The 17241-nt window shown below is 54.9% G+C and carries 16 protein-coding genes and 2 pseudogenes; 5 read left to right on the top strand and 13 right to left on the bottom strand.

Annotated elements, in window-relative coordinates:
- Window positions 1-46: 46 nt before the first annotated feature.
- Window positions 47-1552: pseudogene (locus I6L38_RS19250) on the top strand (Mu transposase C-terminal domain-containing protein); the annotation flags it as partial.
- 51 nt (window positions 1553-1603) lie between these two features.
- Here I6L38_RS19250 and I6L38_RS19245 read toward each other — a convergent pair.
- From I6L38_RS19245 to I6L38_RS19230, 4 genes are all read right to left on the bottom strand, one after another.
- Window positions 1604-2308, bottom strand: a complete 705-nt coding sequence (locus tag I6L38_RS19245) for an IS6-like element IS26 family transposase (RefSeq protein WP_001067855.1) — start codon at window positions 2306-2308, stop codon at window positions 1604-1606.
- A 128-nt stretch (window positions 2309-2436) separates the two neighbouring features.
- A complete protein-coding gene (locus I6L38_RS19240) occupies window positions 2437-3321 on the bottom strand; it encodes an Mph(E) family macrolide 2'-phosphotransferase (RefSeq protein WP_000155092.1) in 885 nt (294 codons plus the stop codon).
- Between the two features lie 55 nt (window positions 3322-3376).
- The gene (msr(E), locus tag I6L38_RS19235) at window positions 3377-4852 is read right to left on the bottom strand and encodes an ABC-F type ribosomal protection protein Msr(E) (protein ID WP_000052512.1); all 1476 of its coding nucleotides are present in this window, start codon (window positions 4850-4852) and stop codon (window positions 3377-3379) included.
- A gap of 362 nt (window positions 4853-5214) precedes the next feature.
- A complete protein-coding gene (locus I6L38_RS19230) occupies window positions 5215-5919 on the bottom strand; it encodes an IS6-like element IS26 family transposase (protein ID WP_001067855.1) in 705 nt (234 codons plus the stop codon).
- Between the two features lie 657 nt (window positions 5920-6576).
- On the opposite strand from I6L38_RS19230, the gene I6L38_RS19225 reads away from it, so the two are divergent.
- Genes I6L38_RS19225 through mphR(A) form a run of 3 tightly spaced genes read left to right on the top strand, consistent with a single transcriptional unit; the run spans window position 6577 to window position 9301 of the window.
- Entirely contained in the window at window positions 6577-7482 is a 906-nt protein-coding gene (locus tag I6L38_RS19225) for an Mph(A) family macrolide 2'-phosphotransferase (protein WP_000219387.1), read from the top strand.
- A complete protein-coding gene (gene mrx(A), locus I6L38_RS19220) occupies window positions 7479-8717 on the top strand; it encodes a macrolide resistance MFS transporter Mrx(A) (RefSeq protein WP_000004159.1) in 1239 nt (412 codons plus the stop codon). The genes I6L38_RS19225 and mrx(A) overlap by 4 nt, the downstream gene beginning before the upstream one ends.
- Window positions 8717-9301, top strand: a complete 585-nt coding sequence (mphR(A), locus tag I6L38_RS19215) for a macrolide-binding transcriptional repressor MphR(A) (RefSeq protein ID WP_001137892.1) — start codon at window positions 8717-8719, stop codon at window positions 9299-9301. Before mrx(A) ends, mphR(A) begins: the two co-directional genes overlap by 1 nt.
- A gap of 492 nt (window positions 9302-9793) precedes the next feature.
- Here mphR(A) and I6L38_RS19210 read toward each other — a convergent pair whose 3' ends face one another.
- The 9 genes and pseudogenes from I6L38_RS19210 to dfrA12 form a co-directional block, all read right to left on the bottom strand.
- Window positions 9794-10558 (bottom strand): IS6-like element IS6100 family transposase, encoded by a 765-nt coding sequence (locus I6L38_RS19210; RefSeq protein ID WP_001389365.1) that lies wholly within the window; start codon window positions 10556-10558, stop codon window positions 9794-9796.
- Between the two features lie 226 nt (window positions 10559-10784).
- Window positions 10785-11090, bottom strand: a complete 306-nt coding sequence (locus I6L38_RS19205) for a PadR family transcriptional regulator (protein WP_000130000.1) — start codon at window positions 11088-11090, stop codon at window positions 10785-10787.
- Between the two features lie 10 nt (window positions 11091-11100).
- The gene (chrA, locus tag I6L38_RS19200; RefSeq protein WP_000184001.1) at window positions 11101-12306 is read right to left on the bottom strand and encodes a chromate efflux transporter; all 1206 of its coding nucleotides are present in this window, start codon (window positions 12304-12306) and stop codon (window positions 11101-11103) included.
- Between the two features lie 155 nt (window positions 12307-12461).
- Window positions 12462-12665, bottom strand: coding sequence for a hypothetical protein (locus I6L38_RS19195; RefSeq protein ID WP_000376616.1), 204 nt, complete (start codon window positions 12663-12665; stop codon window positions 12462-12464).
- Between the two features lie 127 nt (window positions 12666-12792).
- Window positions 12793-13632 carry a sulfonamide-resistant dihydropteroate synthase Sul1 gene (sul1, locus tag I6L38_RS19190; protein WP_000259031.1) on the bottom strand — a complete coding sequence of 280 codons (840 nt, stop codon included), beginning with the start codon at window positions 13630-13632 and terminating at the stop codon, window positions 12793-12795.
- Window positions 13626-13973: a quaternary ammonium compound efflux SMR transporter QacE delta 1 gene (locus tag I6L38_RS19185; RefSeq protein WP_000679427.1), complete on the bottom strand. Its 348-nt coding sequence runs from the start codon at window positions 13971-13973 to the stop codon at window positions 13626-13628. Before I6L38_RS19185 ends, sul1 begins: the two co-directional genes overlap by 7 nt.
- A 116-nt stretch (window positions 13974-14089) precedes the next feature.
- Window positions 14090-14928: pseudogene (locus I6L38_RS19180) on the bottom strand (AadA family aminoglycoside 3''-O-nucleotidyltransferase).
- Between the two features lie 5 nt (window positions 14929-14933).
- Window positions 14934-15224 (bottom strand): DUF1010 domain-containing protein, encoded by a 291-nt coding sequence (locus I6L38_RS19175; protein ID WP_001336345.1) that lies wholly within the window; start codon window positions 15222-15224, stop codon window positions 14934-14936.
- 111 nt (window positions 15225-15335) lie between these two features.
- Window positions 15336-15833 carry a trimethoprim-resistant dihydrofolate reductase DfrA12 gene (gene dfrA12, locus I6L38_RS19170; protein ID WP_001083725.1) on the bottom strand — a complete coding sequence of 166 codons (498 nt, stop codon included), beginning with the start codon at window positions 15831-15833 and terminating at the stop codon, window positions 15336-15338.
- A 144-nt stretch (window positions 15834-15977) separates the two neighbouring features.
- Between dfrA12 and intI1 the strand changes: the two genes are divergently transcribed.
- Window positions 15978-16991 carry a class 1 integron integrase IntI1 gene (gene intI1 / locus I6L38_RS19165; protein WP_000845039.1) on the top strand — a complete coding sequence of 338 codons (1014 nt, stop codon included), beginning with the start codon at window positions 15978-15980 and terminating at the stop codon, window positions 16989-16991.
- Window positions 16992-17241: the final 250 nt, after the last annotated feature.

The following is a 17241-nucleotide window of genomic DNA, read 5'->3' as shown; positions in this document are numbered from 1 at the left end:
AATCTCGACTATGCTCAATACTCGTGTGCACCAAAGCGAGGTGAGCATGGCGACGGACACCCCACGGATTCCAGAACAAGGCGTGGCCACTCTGCCTGATGAGGCTTGGGAGCGTGCGCGCCGTCGTGCGGAGATCATCAGTCCGTTGGCGCAGTCGGAGACGGTCGGGCACGAAGCGGCCGATATGGCGGCTCAGGCGCTGGGCTTGTCTCGGCGCCAGGTATACGTTCTGATCCGGCGTGCCCGGCAAGGCAGCGGCCTCGTGACGGATCTGGTGCCCGGCCAGTCCGGTGGAGGTAAAGGTAAGGGGCGCTTGCCGGAACCGGTCGAGCGCGTCATCCACGAGCTACTGCAAAAGCGGTTCCTGACCAAGCAGAAGCGCAGCCTAGCGGCCTTTCACCGCGAAGTCACTCAGGTGTGCAAGGCTCAAAAACTGCGAGTGCCGGCGCGCAATACCGTGGCCTTACGGATCGCTAGCCTTGACCCGCGCAAGGTCATCCGCCGGCGGGAAGGCCAGGATGCCGCTCGTGACCTACAAGGTGTGGGCGGCGAGCCTCCTGCCGTGACCGCGCCGCTGGAGCAGGTGCAGATAGACCATACGGTCATCGACCTGATCGTGGTCGATGACCGCGACCGGCAACCTATTGGCCGCCCGTACCTGACCCTCGCCATCGACGTGTTCACCCGCTGCGTGCTCGGCATGGTCGTCACGCTGGAAGCGCCGTCTGCCGTTTCGGTTGGCCTGTGCCTCGTGCATGTCGCCTGCGACAAGCGCCCTTGGCTGGAAGGACTGAACGTGGAAATGGATTGGCAGATGAGCGGCAAGCCCTTGCTGCTCTACCTAGACAACGCGGCCGAGTTCAAGAGCGAGGCCCTGCGCCGGGGTTGCGAGCAGCATGGCATCCGGCTGGACTATCGCCCGCTGGGACAGCCGCACTATGGCGGCATCGTGGAACGGATCATCGGCACGGCGATGCAGATGATTCACGACGAACTGCCGGGAACGACCTTCTCCAACCCTGACCAGCGCGGCGACTACGATTCCGAAAACAAGGCCGCCCTGACGCTGCGCGAGCTAGAGCGCTGGCTCACATTGGCGGTCGGCACCTACCACGGTTCGGTGCACAACGGCCTGCTCCAACCGCCGGCCGCGCGCTGGGCCGAGGCCGTGGCGCGTGTCGGCGTACCGGCCGTCGTCACACGCGCTACTTCGTTCCTGGTCGATTTTCTGCCGATCCTCCGGCGCACGCTGACCCGCACCGGCTTTGTCATCGACCACATCCACTACTACGCCGATGCGCTCAAGCCGTGGATTGCGCGGCGTGAACGCTGGCCGTCCTTTCTGATCCGGCGCGATCCGCGCGACATCAGCCGTATCTGGGTCCTGGAACCGGAGGGACAGCATTACCTGGAAATTCCCTACCGTACCTTGTCGCATCCGGCTGTCACCCTCTGGGAACAACGGCAGGCGCTGGCGAAACTGCGGCAGCAAGGGCGCGAACAGGTGGATGAGTCGGCGCTGTTCCGCATGATCGGCCAGATGCGTGAGATGGCACTGTTGCAAAGTTAGCGATGAGGCAGCCTTTTGTCTTATTCAAAGGCCTTACATTTCAAAAACTCTGCTTACCAGGCGCATTTCGCCCAGGGGATCACCATAATAAAATGCTGAGGCCTGGCCTTTGCGTAGTGCACGCATCACCTCAATACCTTTGATGGTGGCGTAAGCCGTCTTCATGGATTTAAATCCCAGCGTGGCGCCGATTATCCGTTTCAGTTTGCCATGATCGCATTCAATCACGTTGTTCCGGTACTTAATCTGTCGGTGTTCAACGTCAGACGGGCACCGGCCTTCGCGTTTGAGCAGAGCAAGCGCGCGACCATAGGCGGGCGCTTTATCCGTGTTGATGAATCGCGGGATCTGCCACTTCTTCACGTTGTTGAGGATTTTACCCAGAAACCGGTATGCAGCTTTGCTGTTACGACGGGAGGAGAGATAAAAATCGACAGTGCGGCCCCGGCTGTCGACGGCCCGGTACAGATACGCCCAGCGGCCATTGACCTTCACGTAGGTTTCATCCATGTGCCACGGGCAAAGATCGGAAGGGTTACGCCAGTACCAGCGCAGCCGTTTTTCCATTTCAGGCGCATAACGCTGAACCCAGCGGTAAATCGTGGAGTGATCGACATTCACTCCGCGTTCAGCCAGCATCTCCTGCAGCTCACGGTAACTGATGCCGTATTTGCAGTACCAGCGTACGGCCCACAGAATGATGTCACGCTGAAAATGCCGGCCTTTGAATGGGTTCATGTGCAGCTCCATCAGCAAAAGGGGATGATAAGTTTATCACCACCGACTATTTGCAACAGTGCCCTAAAAACTAATTAAAGCCAACCAAGTTTCAAAACAAGGCAGTTCTCAGCAATCATATTTTTAAATTATATAACTCCCAACTGAGCTTTTGCTCCAACGATAAGGCTTTCATTTTGAGTTTCTAAGGCAAATAAACCATACATCAAAGGAGAGGCCGCTGCTCTTTCTAAAGTCTGTTCATATAGTTTATTCCAAACTTTACCCCCTAGTTTTTCATACTCGATGATTAGAGTTTTGAGGCTTTCTTCTCCAAACAAAGTTACATGCCCAGCAAAATCAATCGCTGGGTCATCTATATGGGCTGTTGACCAATCAATAACGCCTGAAACAGCTCCATCCTTTGAAGCTAGTACATGCCCAGCATATAAATCGCCATGTATAAATTGGGTGAAATCTGCCCATAGAACATCATTATCCAACCATTTTCTGTAGCGGGTTTCCAATTGCTCACTTATACCAATTTCAGATTTTACTAACTGCAAATTGTTTGCTATTTCAGGTCTTAAATCTGAAGGTTTCATAATTTTCAAATCATTTTCCCGAACTTCTTTTTCAGGAATACTATGGATTTCAAATAAGGTTTTTGCCAAAGATGTTATGTATTTCGGGCTATCTTTGTCCATATTCCAAATTATTTCATAGGTTTCAGCATCCAAATTTAAAACAGGATTATCTTTAAGTATGGGATAAGCCACTAATTCTGTAGATGAAATTCTCCAATCAGGAACCTCTACAGAAAGATGTTTTTTTACCAATTCTAAAATGCGTTTTTCTTTCTTGATTTGTTCCCTCATGCCATCACGACGAGGAATACGCAGCAACCATTGTTGCCCCTTTGTATCAAGAGCAAAAACGACCTTAAAATCAATGCCCATTTCATTGAAATTCATTTTGTCCGTAAGCAACAAGCCGTGTGCTTCAGCAAGTGATTGAATATCTTGAATTGTCATTTTTAATTTCCTTTAAAGAGTTCAATAATTAATGTTCGGATTAGATTGGCTATCATTAACAATCTCTCTCAAAAGTCTTGATGATTTTGTGGTCTTTGATCTCGTAGATAATGTCAGCAATATTATCGACCAATTGCTTGTCATGAGATACGAAGATAATAGTTCCTGCATAGGACTTCATCATTGTTTCTAATGCGGCAATACTTTTTAGGTCAAGATAGTTTCCTGGTTCATCCATAAGCAAAATATTATATTTTCCTAAAAGCATTTTGGATAAAAGCAGTTTGATGATTTCACCTCCCGATAAGTCGGATAAGTTTTTTTGAATATCATTCGCTCCGATCCCCATTGAAGCCAATACTGCACGAATTTCCGCAACTGTGTACTCGCACTCTTCCTGCATAAAGGAGAGCACAGATTTATGCGTGTTAAATTTATATCCTGTTTGTGTAAAGTAGCCAATTTCAGCTTTTGGAGATATGGTTAATCCATCAGCACGTTCTGATATCATTTTTAACAAGGACGTTTTCCCTGTTCCATTCGATCCAGTTATAGCGACTTTAGCGCCAAGCGGTATTATAAAGTTAGCGTCATCAAAGATAGTACGGCTACCAAATTTTAAGCTCAGACCATCTGCCGTAATCGGGAACTTATTGTGCAGTTCTAGGGCTGAACTTTGACGAAAACGAATAGAACGCAAATGCTCTGGTGCTTGAATATCTTCTAATGCAGCCAAACGCTTTTCCATACTCTTAGCTGCCTGATACAGTTTTCTTTGCTTGGTGCCAGTCATTTTTGCATGCCCAAGTCGTCCAGCACTTTCGGTAGAGTTTTTGGATTTTTCTCCTTTTTTCTTATTGTCTAATCGATTAGCTTGCTGGCGTTTTTCTTGCACAGCAGATTCTAATCGCTCCCGTTCCTTCATCATCAGCTCATATTCTACGGCTTGGTGTTGTCGCTCTTCTTCTTTTTGACGCAAGTAATCCGAGTAACCACCCCAATATTCCGTAATTTTACCGTCTTTTAACTCCCATATCTTGTCTACAACCATATCAAGAAAATATCGGTCATGACTGATAACAAGTAATGCTCCATCAAATGCTTTAAGTTGACCAATAAGTAGATCTATTCCATTGAGATCAAGGTGGCTGGTTGGTTCATCCGCTAGAATGCCATGTACTTGTTGGGAAAATGCGGCAGCAATTTTTGCACGAGTTTCCTCTCCGCCACTCATTGTGTCGTTTTGTACATTGGAAACACCAAGGCGAGATAACATTGCCCGGTCTTCGACCGTTTCTATTTCGATTCCGCCCAGTTGGCTGATATGTGCAAAATCACCAAAACGCTGTAATGTCGCTTCGGCTAAAACAATTTCGCCATTAAGTACTTTGAGTAAACTACTCTTTCCTGCTCCGTTATCACCCACAAGACCAATACGGTCATAAGAGTGAATTTCCAATTCATCAATATCCAAAACATCACGCCCAGCATAATCCAAGCGTATGTTTCTCGCTTTAATAATTAAACTCATTTTTATTTACTCCTGTTTAGCTCTTGAAATTTTTTATGCAGCAAACAGGATTTAGGTGAAAACAAAAGCTAGCATCACAGTGTCCTCCCAAAAAAAAAGCTATTCATCCACAGGGTGGACAAATATTCTTAAAGACACAACAAAAGCCCACCATTATAAAATAGTGTCACTATGCAAATAGTTGTGTCTTAACGAATGCGGATAGAATGCATAAACTTACCTAAAAAATAAAATTCAGTTTTATGATAACTTTACTGTTAAAAGAAGTCTAGACAACCTTGTTTTATGCTTGGATATAAGGCTTATTTTAGGCACTGTTGCAAAGTTAGCGATGAGGCAGCCTTTTGTCTTATTCAAAGGCCTTACATTTCAAAAACTCTGCTTACCAGGCGCATTTCGCCCAGGGGATCACCATAATAAAATGCTGAGGCCTGGCCTTTGCGTAGTGCACGCATCACCTCAATACCTTTGATGGTGGCGTAAGCCGTCTTCATGGATTTAAATCCCAGCGTGGCGCCGATTATCCGTTTCAGTTTGCCATGATCGCATTCAATCACGTTGTTCCGGTACTTAATCTGTCGGTGTTCAACGTCAGACGGGCACCGGCCTTCGCGTTTGAGCAGAGCAAGCGCGCGACCATAGGCGGGCGCTTTATCCGTGTTGATGAATCGCGGGATCTGCCACTTCTTCACGTTGTTGAGGATTTTACCCAGAAACCGGTATGCAGCTTTGCTGTTACGACGGGAGGAGAGATAAAAATCGACAGTGCGGCCCCGGCTGTCGACGGCCCGGTACAGATACGCCCAGCGGCCATTGACCTTCACGTAGGTTTCATCCATGTGCCACGGGCAAAGATCGGAAGGGTTACGCCAGTACCAGCGCAGCCGTTTTTCCATTTCAGGCGCATAACGCTGAACCCAGCGGTAAATCGTGGAGTGATCGACATTCACTCCGCGTTCAGCCAGCATCTCCTGCAGCTCACGGTAACTGATGCCGTATTTGCAGTACCAGCGTACGGCCCACAGAATGATGTCACGCTGAAAATGCCGGCCTTTGAATGGGTTCATGTGCAGCTCCATCAGCAAAAGGGGATGATAAGTTTATCACCACCGACTATTTGCAACAGTGCCATCCCGGTTGTGTCCCGGCCTTTCACCGGGTGGGTGGCTGGGGAGTCAGACCCGCCACTCGCTGTGTTCGCTATCACTTCAACTGTGCTGTCTTTCCAGCTGTCAGCCGGTCACTGCCTTAATTTCCATTCACCTTGGTCGGCATGCATTCCAGCCTTGCCAAGGGAGAGCGGGGAGGTTAGTCAGCCCGGTTGCCGGTGTTATTTCCCCAAGCGGTTTGTTGCCACCGCTGCCAGTGTTGTGCTGGTCCTCCGGCTGGGGTTGTCCATCGTGCGAAATCAATTTGCTAACTATTGGTTAGCATATGCTTGGTTTGCTTTAAGTCAACACCCAAAAGTTAGTTTTTCAATTTTTTAATTCAGGGTCAGTTGGTGCAAGCTGTGGTGACGCAAAGGAAGGGGTAATTTTCGGATCATTGCCCTGCCGCCCGTTGCTCCGAACCACTGGGAGCTGGACCCCAACGATCTCGGGTGTGACGATGGACCTGTACTGAGGGGGCTGTGGGTCGTACCCCGATTCGCATGAGGATTGAATATAACCGACGTGACTGTTATATTTAGGTGGCTAAACCCGTCAAGCCCTCAGGAGTGAATCATGACCGTAGTCACGACCGCCGATACCTTCCAACTGTACGCACTTGCAGCCCGACATGGGCTCAAGCTCCATGGCCCGCTGACTGTCAATGAGCTTGGGCTCGACTATAGGATCGTGATCGCCACCGTCGACGATGGACGTCGGTGGGTGCTGCGCATCCCGCGCCGAGCCGAGGTAAGCGCGAAGGTCGAACCAGAGGCGCGGGTGCTGGCAATGCTCAAGAATCGCCTGCCGTTCGCGGTGCCGGACTGGCGCGTGGCCAACGCCGAGCTCGTTGCCTATCCCATGCTCGAAGACTCGACTGCGATGGTCATCCAGCCTGGTTCGTCCACGCCCGACTGGGTCGTGCCGCAGGACTCGGAGGTCTTCGCGGAGAGCTTCGCGACCGCGCTCGCCGCCCTGCATGCCGTCCCCATTTCCGCCGCCGTGGATGCGGGGATGCTCATCCGTACACCGACGCAGGCCCGTCAGAAGGTGGCCGACGACGTTGACCGCGTCCGACGCGAGTTCGTGGTGAACGACAAGCGCCTCCACCGGTGGCAGCGCTGGCTCGACGACGATTCGTCGTGGCCAGATTTCTCCGTGGTGGTGCATGGCGATCTCTACGTGGGCCATGTGCTCATCGACAACACGGAGCGCGTCAGCGGGATGATCGACTGGAGCGAGGCCCGCGTTGATGACCCTGCCATCGACATGGCCGCGCACCTTATGGTCTTTGGTGAAGAGGGGCTCGCGAAGCTCCTCCTCACGTATGAAGCGGCCGGTGGCCGGGTGTGGCCGCGGCTCGCCCACCACATCGCGGAGCGCCTTGCGTTCGGGGCGGTCACCTACGCACTCTTCGCCCTCGACTCGGGTAACGAAGAGTACCTCGCTGCGGCGAAGGCGCAGCTCGCCGCAGCGGAATGAGCGAACGTCGATATAGCCCGCTCGCGACGCTGTTCGCGGCGACCTTTCTCTTCCGGATCGGCAACGCGGTGGCGGCCCTCGCGCTTCCATGGTTCGTCCTGTCTCATACAAAGAGCGCGGCCTGGGCGGGCGCCACGGCCGCTAGCAGCGTCATCGCGACCATCATCGGCGCGTGGGTTGGTGGTGGCCTCGTCGATCGGTTCGGGCGCGCGCCCGTCGCATTGATCTCGGGTGTGGTGGGCGGCGTGGCCATGGCGAGCATCCCACTGCTCGATGCCGTTGGCGCCCTCTCGAACACTGGGCTGATCGCTTGCGTGGTGCTCGGTGCCGCGTTCGACGCACCCGGTATGGCCGCGCAGGACAGTGAGCTGCCCAAACTCGGCCACGTCGCCGGGCTCTCCGTTGAGCGCGTCTCGTCACTGAAAGCGGTGATCGGGAACGTCGCGATTCTAGGTGGCCCGGCCCTTGGGGGGGCCGCAATCGGCCTGCTTGGCGCTGCGCCAACGCTCGGGCTGACGGCGTTCTGCTCCGTCCTTGCAGGTCTGCTCGGCGCGTGGGTGCTTCCCGCGCGTGCCGCTCGGACGATGACCACGACGGCGACTCTCTCCATGCGCGCCGGCGTCGCTTTTCTCTGGAGCGAACCCCTGCTGCGCCCTCTCTTTGGTATAGTGATGATCTTCGTGGGCATCGTTGGCGCCAACGGCAGCGTCATCATGCCTGCGCTGTTTGTAGATGCAGGACGCCAAGTAGCAGAGCTCGGGCTGTTCTCCTCAATGATGGGGGCTGGTGGTCTCCTTGGCATTGCCATTCATGCGTCGGTCGGCGCCCGGATATCAGCGCAGAACTGGCTGGCGGTGGCATTTTGTGGCTCTGCGGTGGGCTCGCTTCTGCTTTCACAGTTGCCAGGCGTGCCGGTGCTGATGTTGTTGGGCGCGCTCGTGGGACTGCTGACCGGCTCAGTCTCTCCCATTCTCAACGCTGCCATCTACAACCGCACGCCGCCAGAACTTCTCGGCCGGGTACTCGGCACGGTCTCGGCGGTGATGCTGTCAGCCTCGCCCATGGTTATGCTTGCGGCCGGCGCGTTTGTCGACCTTGCTGGTCCGCTCCCTGGCCTCGTTGTATCGGCCGTGTTTGCGGGGCTCGTGGCTCTACTCTCGCTCCGTCTTCAATTTGCTACAATGGCGGCGGCAGCCACAGCCTCCGCCCCAACCCATACAGAAGGTGAACACTGATGCCCCGCCCCAAGCTCAAGTCCGATGACGAGGTACTCGAGGCCGCCACCGTAGTGCTGAAGCGTTGCGGTCCCATAGAGTTCACGCTCAGCGGAGTAGCAAAGGAGGTGGGGCTCTCCCGCGCAGCGTTAATCCAGCGCTTCACCAACCGCGATACGCTGCTGGTGAGGATGATGGAGCGCGGCGTCGAGCAGGTGCGGCATTACCTGAATGCGATACCGATAGGCGCAGGGCCGCAAGGGCTCTGGGAATTTTTGCAGGTGCTCGTTCGGAGCATGAACACTCGCAACGACTTCTCGGTGAACTATCTCATCTCCTGGTACGAGCTCCAGGTGCCGGAGCTACGCACGCTTGCGATCCAGCGGAACCGCGCGGTGGTGGAGGGGATCCGCAAGCGACTGCCCCCAGGTGCTCCTGCGGCAGCTGAGTTGCTCCTGCACTCGGTCATCGCTGGCGCGACGATGCAGTGGGCCGTCGATCCGGATGGTGAGCTAGCTGATCATGTGCTGGCTCAGATCGCTGCCATCCTGTGTTTAATGTTTCCCGAACACGACGATTTCCAACTCCTCCAGGCACATGCGTAAACGGAGGTGTGCAGAGTCCCTGCGGCAGGCGACGAACACGACCGTCGTCGATTAGTACCGGTACGGTCGGTGGTATCGAAGTCTTGATCACCACTCAGGTCTACGGCTTACAAATGGTGACCATCCCGATACTTGCGTCAGAGCACCGGGCCGATTCTTTGACAGTGAATCACTCCCGTAAGGTTGTGCCGGTGTGGGTGTCCCGGGTCGAGACGATACTCCGCCAATGCGCCCAGCAAACAACCTGGCCATCGCAGGTGGTGGGGAGCGGTGTGGCGGATGAGTTGGACAAGTTGGTGTAGCAGCACGAGCACGGCGAGATAACATCGCAGGAGTTCGACATGCTCAAGAGACAGCTGATTGCGAATCGCGATGCAGATTCATAACCCGATTGCGGGTTGGCTTCACTCCACCATCACCGAGCAGACTAGCACGGCGGGCTCTGTTGCAAAGATTGGCGGCAGTCAGAGGTAGGCTGTCGCTCTGCGCCGATCAGGCGGCTGCTGCGAAATGGTGGTTGAGCATGCCCATGGCCTCCGTCAGCGCCGAGGGCCCAATGCCAAAAGCTCTCTCCACAAGGCGCACCTCGCCCCTGATGCCGGGCTGCAGGCACCAGGGGCGAGCCTGTCCTTTGCGCAGGGCTCGCATGACTTCGAATCCCTTGATCGTGGCATAGGCCGTGGGGATCGATTTGAAACCGCGCACCGGCTTGATCAGTATCTTGAGCTTTCCGTGATCGGCCTCGATCACGTTATTGAGATACTTCACCTGCCGGTGGGCCGTCTCCCGGTCCAGCTTTCCTTCGCGCTTCAATTCGGTGATCGCTGCACCATAGCTCGGCGCTTTGTCGGTATTGAGCGTGGCAGGCTTTTCCCAGTGCTTCAGGCCTCGCAGGGCCTTGCCCAGGAACCGCTTCGCTGCCTTGGCGCTGCGGGTCGGCGACAGGTAGAAATCGATCGTGTCGCCCCGCTTGTCGACTGCCCGGTACAGGTAGGTCCACTTGCCCCGCACCTTGACGTAGGTTTCATCCAGGCGCCAGCTCGGATCAAAGCCACGCCGCCAGAACCAGCGCAGCCGCTTCTCCATCTCCGGGGCGTAGCACTGGACCCAGCGATAGATCGTCGTATGGTCGACCGAAATGCCGCGTTCCGCCAGCATTTCCTCAAGGTCGCGATAGCTGATCGGATAGCGACAATACCAGCGCACCGCCCACAGGATCACATCACCCTGGAAATGGCGCCACTTGAAATCCGTCATCGTTCCGTCCGTCCAATCTCCGCCAAGCATGCTCAAGCTTCACGATTTTTGCAACAGAGCCCACACGAGTATTGAGCATAGTCGAGATTGGTGCAGATCACTTCTGATATTGAACTGTCAGGAGCTGGCTGCACAACAGCCATTACGCCCAATCAACTGGTGCAGTCGTCTTCTGAAAATGACAATCCAGTTAGGGTATAGCTCAACCTGACATAGAAGCAAAAACTCAACCACCTTCTACCAACTCTCCGAACAGCTCCTTGACCTTTGTTTTCGCATCAGCAAGTGCAGTTCTGCCTTGTTCAGTGATGTCATAAACACGCCGTTCACGTCGCCCGGTGCGTTCGTGGCGTGAGGTCAGATAGCCTTTTTTTTCCAGGCCGTGCAGCATCGGGTACACGGTGCCAGCGCTCATCTCGTAGCCGTGTCGGCGTAGCTCTTCGATGATCCCCAGCCCAAAGACAGGTTCCTCGGCTGCATGGTGAAGGATGTGCAGGCGGATCAAACCGCCGTAGAGGTCTTTGTCAGTCATTTTTTGTGCCTCACAGAGCGACGCTCAACAGCCACCCAGCTGCACCGCTACCGAGGACAACCAGCCACGGCGGGAGCTTCCAGAACATAAGTGCGACAAGGGCAACTAATGCCAAGCCGAAGTCTTGCGGCTGAAAGATGGCGCTAGTCCATACAGGCTGATACAGCGCGGCCAGCAGCAAGCCGACTACAGCGGCATTGATCCCGGCCAGCGCAGCTTGGATGCCTGTATTGCGGCGCAAACGCTCCCAAAATGGCATTGATCCGACGACCAGCAAGAACGAGGGCGCGAAGATAGCCAGCAGACACACAATGCCGCCGATCCAGCCCGACGGGGCGGTGTTCATCGAGGCACCAAGAAACGCGGCGAACGTGAACAAAGGGCCGGGCACCGCTTGAGCTGCCCCGTACCCCGCGAGAAAGGATTCATTGTTGACCCAGCCGGAGGGCACCACTTCGGCTTGCAGTAATGGCAGCACAACGTGACCACCGCCGAACACCAGTGATCCGACACGATAGAAGGAATCCACCATTGCCATGGTTTGACTTGGCATCAGTTCGGCCAACACCGGCAGGCCAATCAGCAAGACAAAGAACAGCGAGAGCCAAAGCACGCCGGCCCGGTGACTGACCGTGATAGGTAGGGGGTCATGCTCAACAACTTTCGCTGGCTTGAACAATAACCGGCCTGCGATGCCTGCGATAGCAATCACGCCAACCTGTCCCCACGCGGACGGCACAAGTAAAACGACGCAGGTAGCAATTGCCATGATGGTGACTCGCAGCCCATCCGTGCATAGGTTACGCGCCATGCCCCATACTGCTTGAGCGACCACGGCCACAGCCACCACTTTTAAGCCATGCAACGCGCCCTGCGAGACGTAATCGCCATAGCTGGAGATGCCGAGCGCAAAAAGGATCAAGGCTATGGCAGACGGCAGCGTGAAGCCAGCCCAAGCAGCCAGCGCCCCGCTGTATCCAGCCCGAGACAGTCCTACCGCTATGCCGACCTGGCTGCTTGCAGGCCCTGGCAAGAACTGACAAAGCGCGACCAAGTCAGCATAGCTCCGTTCGGAGAGCCAGCGCCGCCGTGTGACAAATTCGGCGCGGAAGTAGCCCAAGTGCGCAATGGGGCCGCCAAAAGATGTCAATCCAAGCCGCAGAAAAATAAGAAAGACCGACCATGGTCTGCTGTCATCGGTAGGGTTATTCGTCATACTTTCGCCTTCATGATCTGCAACGAGTTGATCAATAATAAGCGAAATTCGATAACGAAATTCGATATAAATCTAGAAAAAAATACCTCTATGTGTACTACGCAGTTTTAGCTGTGGCTTTCACAGGAGCACGCTTACTTACGGCTTAGCGTGCTTTATTTTCCGTTTTCTGAGGCGATCCCTAGGAGCTCGGATCTCAGGACGAAGGTCTCCGCGAATGTCCGGTCGATCCGCGCGACGTCCCAGGCGGGCGTTCCCTTGGCGGACATCCACGCCGCAGCGTCGTGCATCAGCCGCACAACCTCGTCGATATCACCCGAGCAGGCGACCCGAACGTTCGGAGGCTCCTCGCTGTCCATTCGCTCCCCTGGCGCGGTATGAACCGCCGCCTCATAGTGCAGTTTGATCCTGACGAGCCCAGCATGTCTGCGCCCACCTTCGCGGAACCTGACCAGGGTCCGCTAGCGGGCGGCCGGAAGGTGAATGCTAGGCATGATCTAACCCTCGGTCTCTGGCGTCGCGACTGCGAAATTTCGCGAGGGTTTCCGAGAAGGTGATTGCGCTTCGCAGATCTCCAGGCGCGTGGGTGCGGACGTAGTCAGCGCCATTGCCGATCGCGTGAAGTTCCGCCGCAAGGCTCGCTGGACCCAGATCCTTTACAGGAAGGCCAACGGTGGCGCCCAAGAAGGATTTCCGCGACACCGAGACCAATAGCGGAAGCCCCAACGCCGACTTCAGCTTTTGAAGGTTCGACAGCACGTGCAGCGATGTTTCCGGTGCGGGGCTCAAGAAAAATCCCATCCCCGGATCGAGGATGAGCCGGTCGGCAGCGACCCCGCTCCGTCGCAAGGCGGAAACCCGCGCCTCGAAGAACCGCACAATCTCGTCGAGCGCGTCTTCGGGTCGAAGGTGACCGGTGCGGGTGGCGATGCCATCCCGCTGCGCTGAGTGCATAACCACCAGCCTGCAGTCCGCCTCAGCAATATCGGGATAGAGCGCAGGGTCAGGAAATCCTTGGATATCGTTCAGGTAGCCCACGCCGCGCTTGAGCGCATAGCGCTGGGTTTCCGGTTGGAAGCTGTCGATTGAAACACGGTGCATCTGATCGGACAGGGCGTCTAAGAGCGGCGCAATACGTCTGATCTCATCGGCCGGCGATACAGGCCTCGCGTCCGGATGGCTGGCGGCCGGTCCGACATCCACGACGTCTGATCCGACTCGCAGCATTTCGATCGCCGCGGTGACAGCGCCGGCGGGGTCTAGCCGCCGGCTCTCATCGAAGAAGGAGTCCTCGGTGAGATTCAGAATGCCGAACACCGTCACCATGGCGTCGGCCTCCGCAGCGACTTCCACGATGGGGATCGGGCGAGCAAAAAGGCAGCAATTATGAGCCCCATACCTACAAAGCCCCACGCATCAAGCTTTTGCCCATGAAGCAACCAGGCAATGGCTGTAATTATGACGACGCCGAGTCCCGACCAGACTGCATAAGCAACACCGACAGGGATGGATTTCAGAACCAGAGAAAGAAAATAAAATGCGATGCCATAACCGATTATGACAACGGCGGAAGGGGCAAGCTTAGTAAAGCCCTCGCTAGATTTTAATGCGGATGTTGCGATTACTTCGCCAACTATTGCGATAACAAGAAAAAGCCAGCCTTTCATGATATATCTCCCAATTTGTGTAGGGCTTATTATGCACGCTTAAAAATAATAAAAGCAGACTTGACCTGATAGTTTGGCTGTGAGCAATTATGTGCTTAGTGCATCTAACGCCGGAGTTAAGCCGCCGCGCGTAGCGCGGTCGGCTTGAACGAATTGTTAGACATCATTTACCAACTGACTTGATGATCTCGCCTTTCACAAAGCGAATAAATTCTTCCAAGTGATCTGCGCGTGAGGCCAAGTGATCTTCTTTTTGTCCCAGATAAGCTTGCTTAGCTTCAAGTAAGACGGGCTGATACTGGGCAGGTAGGCGTTTTATTGCCCAGTCGGCAGCGACATCCTTCGGCGCGATTTTGCCGGTTATTGCGCTGTACCAAATGCGGGACAACGTAAGCACTACATTTCGCTCATCGCCGGCCCAGTCGGGCTGCGAGTTCCATAGCTTCAAGGTTTCCCTCAGCGCCTCGAATAGATCCTGTTCAGGAACCGGGTCAAAGAATTCCTCCGCTGCCGGACCTACCAAGGCAACGCTATGTTCTCTTGCTTTTGTAAGCAGGATAGCTAGATCAATGTCGATCATGGCTGGCTCGAAGATACCCGCAAGAATGTCATTGCGCTGCCATTCTCCAAATTGCAGCTCGCGCTTAGCCGGATAACGCCACGGGATGATGTCGTCATGCACGACAAGGGTGACTTCTATAGCGCGGAGCGTCTCGCTCTCGCCAGGGAAAGCCGAAGCCTCCATAAGATCATTGAGCAATGCTCGCCGCGTCGTTTCATCAAGCTTTACGGCCACAGTAACCAACAAATCAATATCGCTGTATGGCTTCAGGCCGCCATCCACTGCGGAGCCGTACAAATGCACGGCCAGCAACGTTGATTCCAGATGGCGCTCAATGACGCTTAGCACCTCTGATAGTTGGTTCGAAATTTCGATGGTCACCGCTTCCCTCATGATGTCTAACGGGCGAGGTAAGCCGACCGCAGAATGCGGGTCGGCTTGACCGAAATGTTAGAACCAGAAGCCAAAACGGATAACTTGAATTTGGCGACGGGCGCTAACCGTGAAAAAACGCTGCGCCACCGAGGCGGCACAGCACTGCAAAAACGATAGCTGCTTGCGCTTGCTACGCAAGGGCTAGAGGCCAAAAAGACTGAAAACCTGCGCAGCCCATGCAGGCGAAGCCCGGAAAAAAGGCAAAACAGGCACTGAATAACGCCTGAAAAGCTAAATGCCGTTTGAATAAACATGAGCTAAATAAAGCTGGGTTTCAGTGGTGCTAACGTTGGACGTAACGAGAGCCGGAGCGCAGCGGAGGGAACCAAAATGCGCAGCATTTTGGCGTCCCGTTGACGGAATGGTTAGCCGTTTCGACGCGCATAAACGGAGTGGGTGTACGGAATTACAGCTTGAATGGTTTCGGTTGAGACAAGCTCGAATTCTGTTTCGTTGAGCATTGGGAAGAAGGCGTCACCCTCGAAGGTTTGATGTACCTCAGATAGAAACACGCCGTGGGCGTGAGGTAGTGCCAGAGTGTATATCTCAGCTCCGCCCGCGACGTAGAGTTCATTGCCGAGTTCGGATGCCAAAGCGATAGCGTGCGACAGCGTTGAAACAACTACGCAGCCAGTGGCGCGGTAGTTAGCTTGGCGTGAGATTACCAATGTGTGACGGTTCGGTAGAGGCTTGCCGATAGACTCAAAGGTCTTTCGCCCCATGACAACGACTTTTCCCTCAGTGAGTCTGCGAAAAATCTTCTGCTCACCCGGAATTTTCCAGGGGATATTAGGACCATTGCCAATAACCCGATTGGCTCCCATCGCAGCAACGAGATAAATGCGTACTGATTCCGAGTTCATATGGCTAACTTTGTTTTAGGGCGACTGCCCTGCTGCGTAACATCGTTGCTGCTCCATAACATCAAACATCGACCCACGGCGTAACGCGCTTGCTGCTTGGATGCCCGAGGCATAGACTGTACAAAAAAACAGTCATAACAAGCCATGAAAACCGCCACTGCGCCGTTACCACCGCTGCGTTCGGTCAAGGTTCTGGACCAGTTGCGTGAGCGCATACGCTACTTGCATTACAGCTTACCAACCGAACAGGCTTATGTCCACTGGGTTCGTGCCTTCATCCGTTTCCACGGTGTGCGTCACCCGGCAACCTTGGGCAGCAGCGAAGTCGAGGCATTTCTGTCCTGGCTGGCGAACGAGCGCAAGGTTTCGGTCTCCACGCATCGTCAGGCATTGGCGGCCTTGCTGTTCTTCTACGGCAAGGTGCTGTGCACGGATCTGCCCTGGCTTCAGGAGATCGGAAGACCTCGGCCGTCGCGGCGCTTGCCGGTGGTGCTGACCCCGGATGAAGTGGTTCGCATCCTCGGTTTTCTGGAAGGCGAGCATCGTTTGTTCGCCCAGCTTCTGTATGGAACGGGCATGCGGATCAGTGAGGGTTTGCAACTGCGGGTCAAGGATCTGGATTTCGATCACGGCACGATCATCGTGCGGGAGGGCAAGGGCTCCAAGGATCGGGCCTTGATGTTACCCGAGAGCTTGGCACCCAGCCTGCGCGAGCAGCTGTCGCGTGCACGGGCATGGTGGCTGAAGGACCAGGCCGAGGGCCGCAGCGGCGTTGCGCTTCCCGACGCCCTTGAGCGGAAGTATCCGCGCGCCGGGCATTCCTGGCCGTGGTTCTGGGTTTTTGCGCAGCACACGCATTCGACCGATCCACGGAGCGGTGTCGTGCGTCGCCATCACATGTATGACCAGACCTTTCAGCGCGCCTTCAAACGTGCCGTAGAACAAGCAGGCATCACGAAGCCCGCCACACCGCACACCCTCCGCCACTCGTTCGCGACGGCCTTGCTCCGCAGCGGTTACGACATTCGAACCGTGCAGGATCTGCTCGGCCATTCCGACGTCTCTACGACGATGATTTACACGCATGTGCTGAAAGTTGGCGGTGCCGGAGTGCGCTCACCGCTTGATGCGCTGCCGCCCCTCACTAGTGAGAGGTAGGGCAGCGCAAGTCAATCCTGGCGGATTCACTACCCCTGCGCGAAGGCCATCGGTGCCGCATCGAACGGCCGGTTGCGGAAAGTCCTCCCTGCGTCCGCTGATGGCCGGCAGCAGCCCGTCGTTGCCTGATGGATCCAACCCCTCCGCTGCTATAGTGCAGTCGGCTTCTGACGTTCAGTGCAGCCGTCTTCTGAAAACGACACAATATAAGTGGTTTCAATATGATTTTCGAGAGGGTATTAAGTGGTTT

Origin of the sequence: Aeromonas sp. FDAARGOS 1408 (assembly GCF_019048665.1) — a bacterium.
In the GTDB taxonomy this organism is placed as follows: Bacteria; Pseudomonadota; Gammaproteobacteria; order Enterobacterales; family Aeromonadaceae; genus Aeromonas; species Aeromonas dhakensis.
This window is presented reverse-complemented; position numbering and strand designations above follow the sequence as displayed.

Coding starts and splice junctions, on each gene's coding strand:
- I6L38_RS19245 (WP_001067855.1), bottom strand. CDS start 2,308: ATGAACCCATTCAAAGGCCGGCATTTTCAGCGTGACATCATTCTGTGG.
- I6L38_RS19240 (WP_000155092.1), bottom strand. CDS start 3,321: ATGACAATTCAAGATATTCAATCACTTGCTGAAGCACACGGCTTGTTG.
- I6L38_RS19230 (WP_001067855.1), bottom strand. CDS start 5,919: ATGAACCCATTCAAAGGCCGGCATTTTCAGCGTGACATCATTCTGTGG.
- I6L38_RS19225 (WP_000219387.1), top strand. CDS start 6,577: ATGACCGTAGTCACGACCGCCGATACCTTCCAACTGTACGCACTTGCA.
- I6L38_RS19210 (WP_001389365.1), bottom strand. CDS start 10,558: ATGACGGATTTCAAGTGGCGCCATTTCCAGGGTGATGTGATCCTGTGG.
- I6L38_RS19205 (WP_000130000.1), bottom strand. CDS start 11,090: ATGACTGACAAAGACCTCTACGGCGGTTTGATCCGCCTGCACATCCTT.
- chrA (WP_000184001.1), bottom strand. CDS start 12,306: ATGACGAATAACCCTACCGATGACAGCAGACCATGGTCGGTCTTTCTT.
- I6L38_RS19195 (WP_000376616.1), bottom strand. CDS start 12,665: ATGGACAGCGAGGAGCCTCCGAACGTTCGGGTCGCCTGCTCGGGTGAT.
- sul1 (WP_000259031.1), bottom strand. CDS start 13,632: ATGGTGACGGTGTTCGGCATTCTGAATCTCACCGAGGACTCCTTCTTC.
- I6L38_RS19185 (WP_000679427.1), bottom strand. CDS start 13,973: ATGAAAGGCTGGCTTTTTCTTGTTATCGCAATAGTTGGCGAAGTAATC.
- I6L38_RS19175 (WP_001336345.1), bottom strand. CDS start 15,224: ATGTTTATTCAAACGGCATTTAGCTTTTCAGGCGTTATTCAGTGCCTG.
- dfrA12 (WP_001083725.1), bottom strand. CDS start 15,833: ATGAACTCGGAATCAGTACGCATTTATCTCGTTGCTGCGATGGGAGCC.
- intI1 (WP_000845039.1), top strand. CDS start 15,978: ATGAAAACCGCCACTGCGCCGTTACCACCGCTGCGTTCGGTCAAGGTT.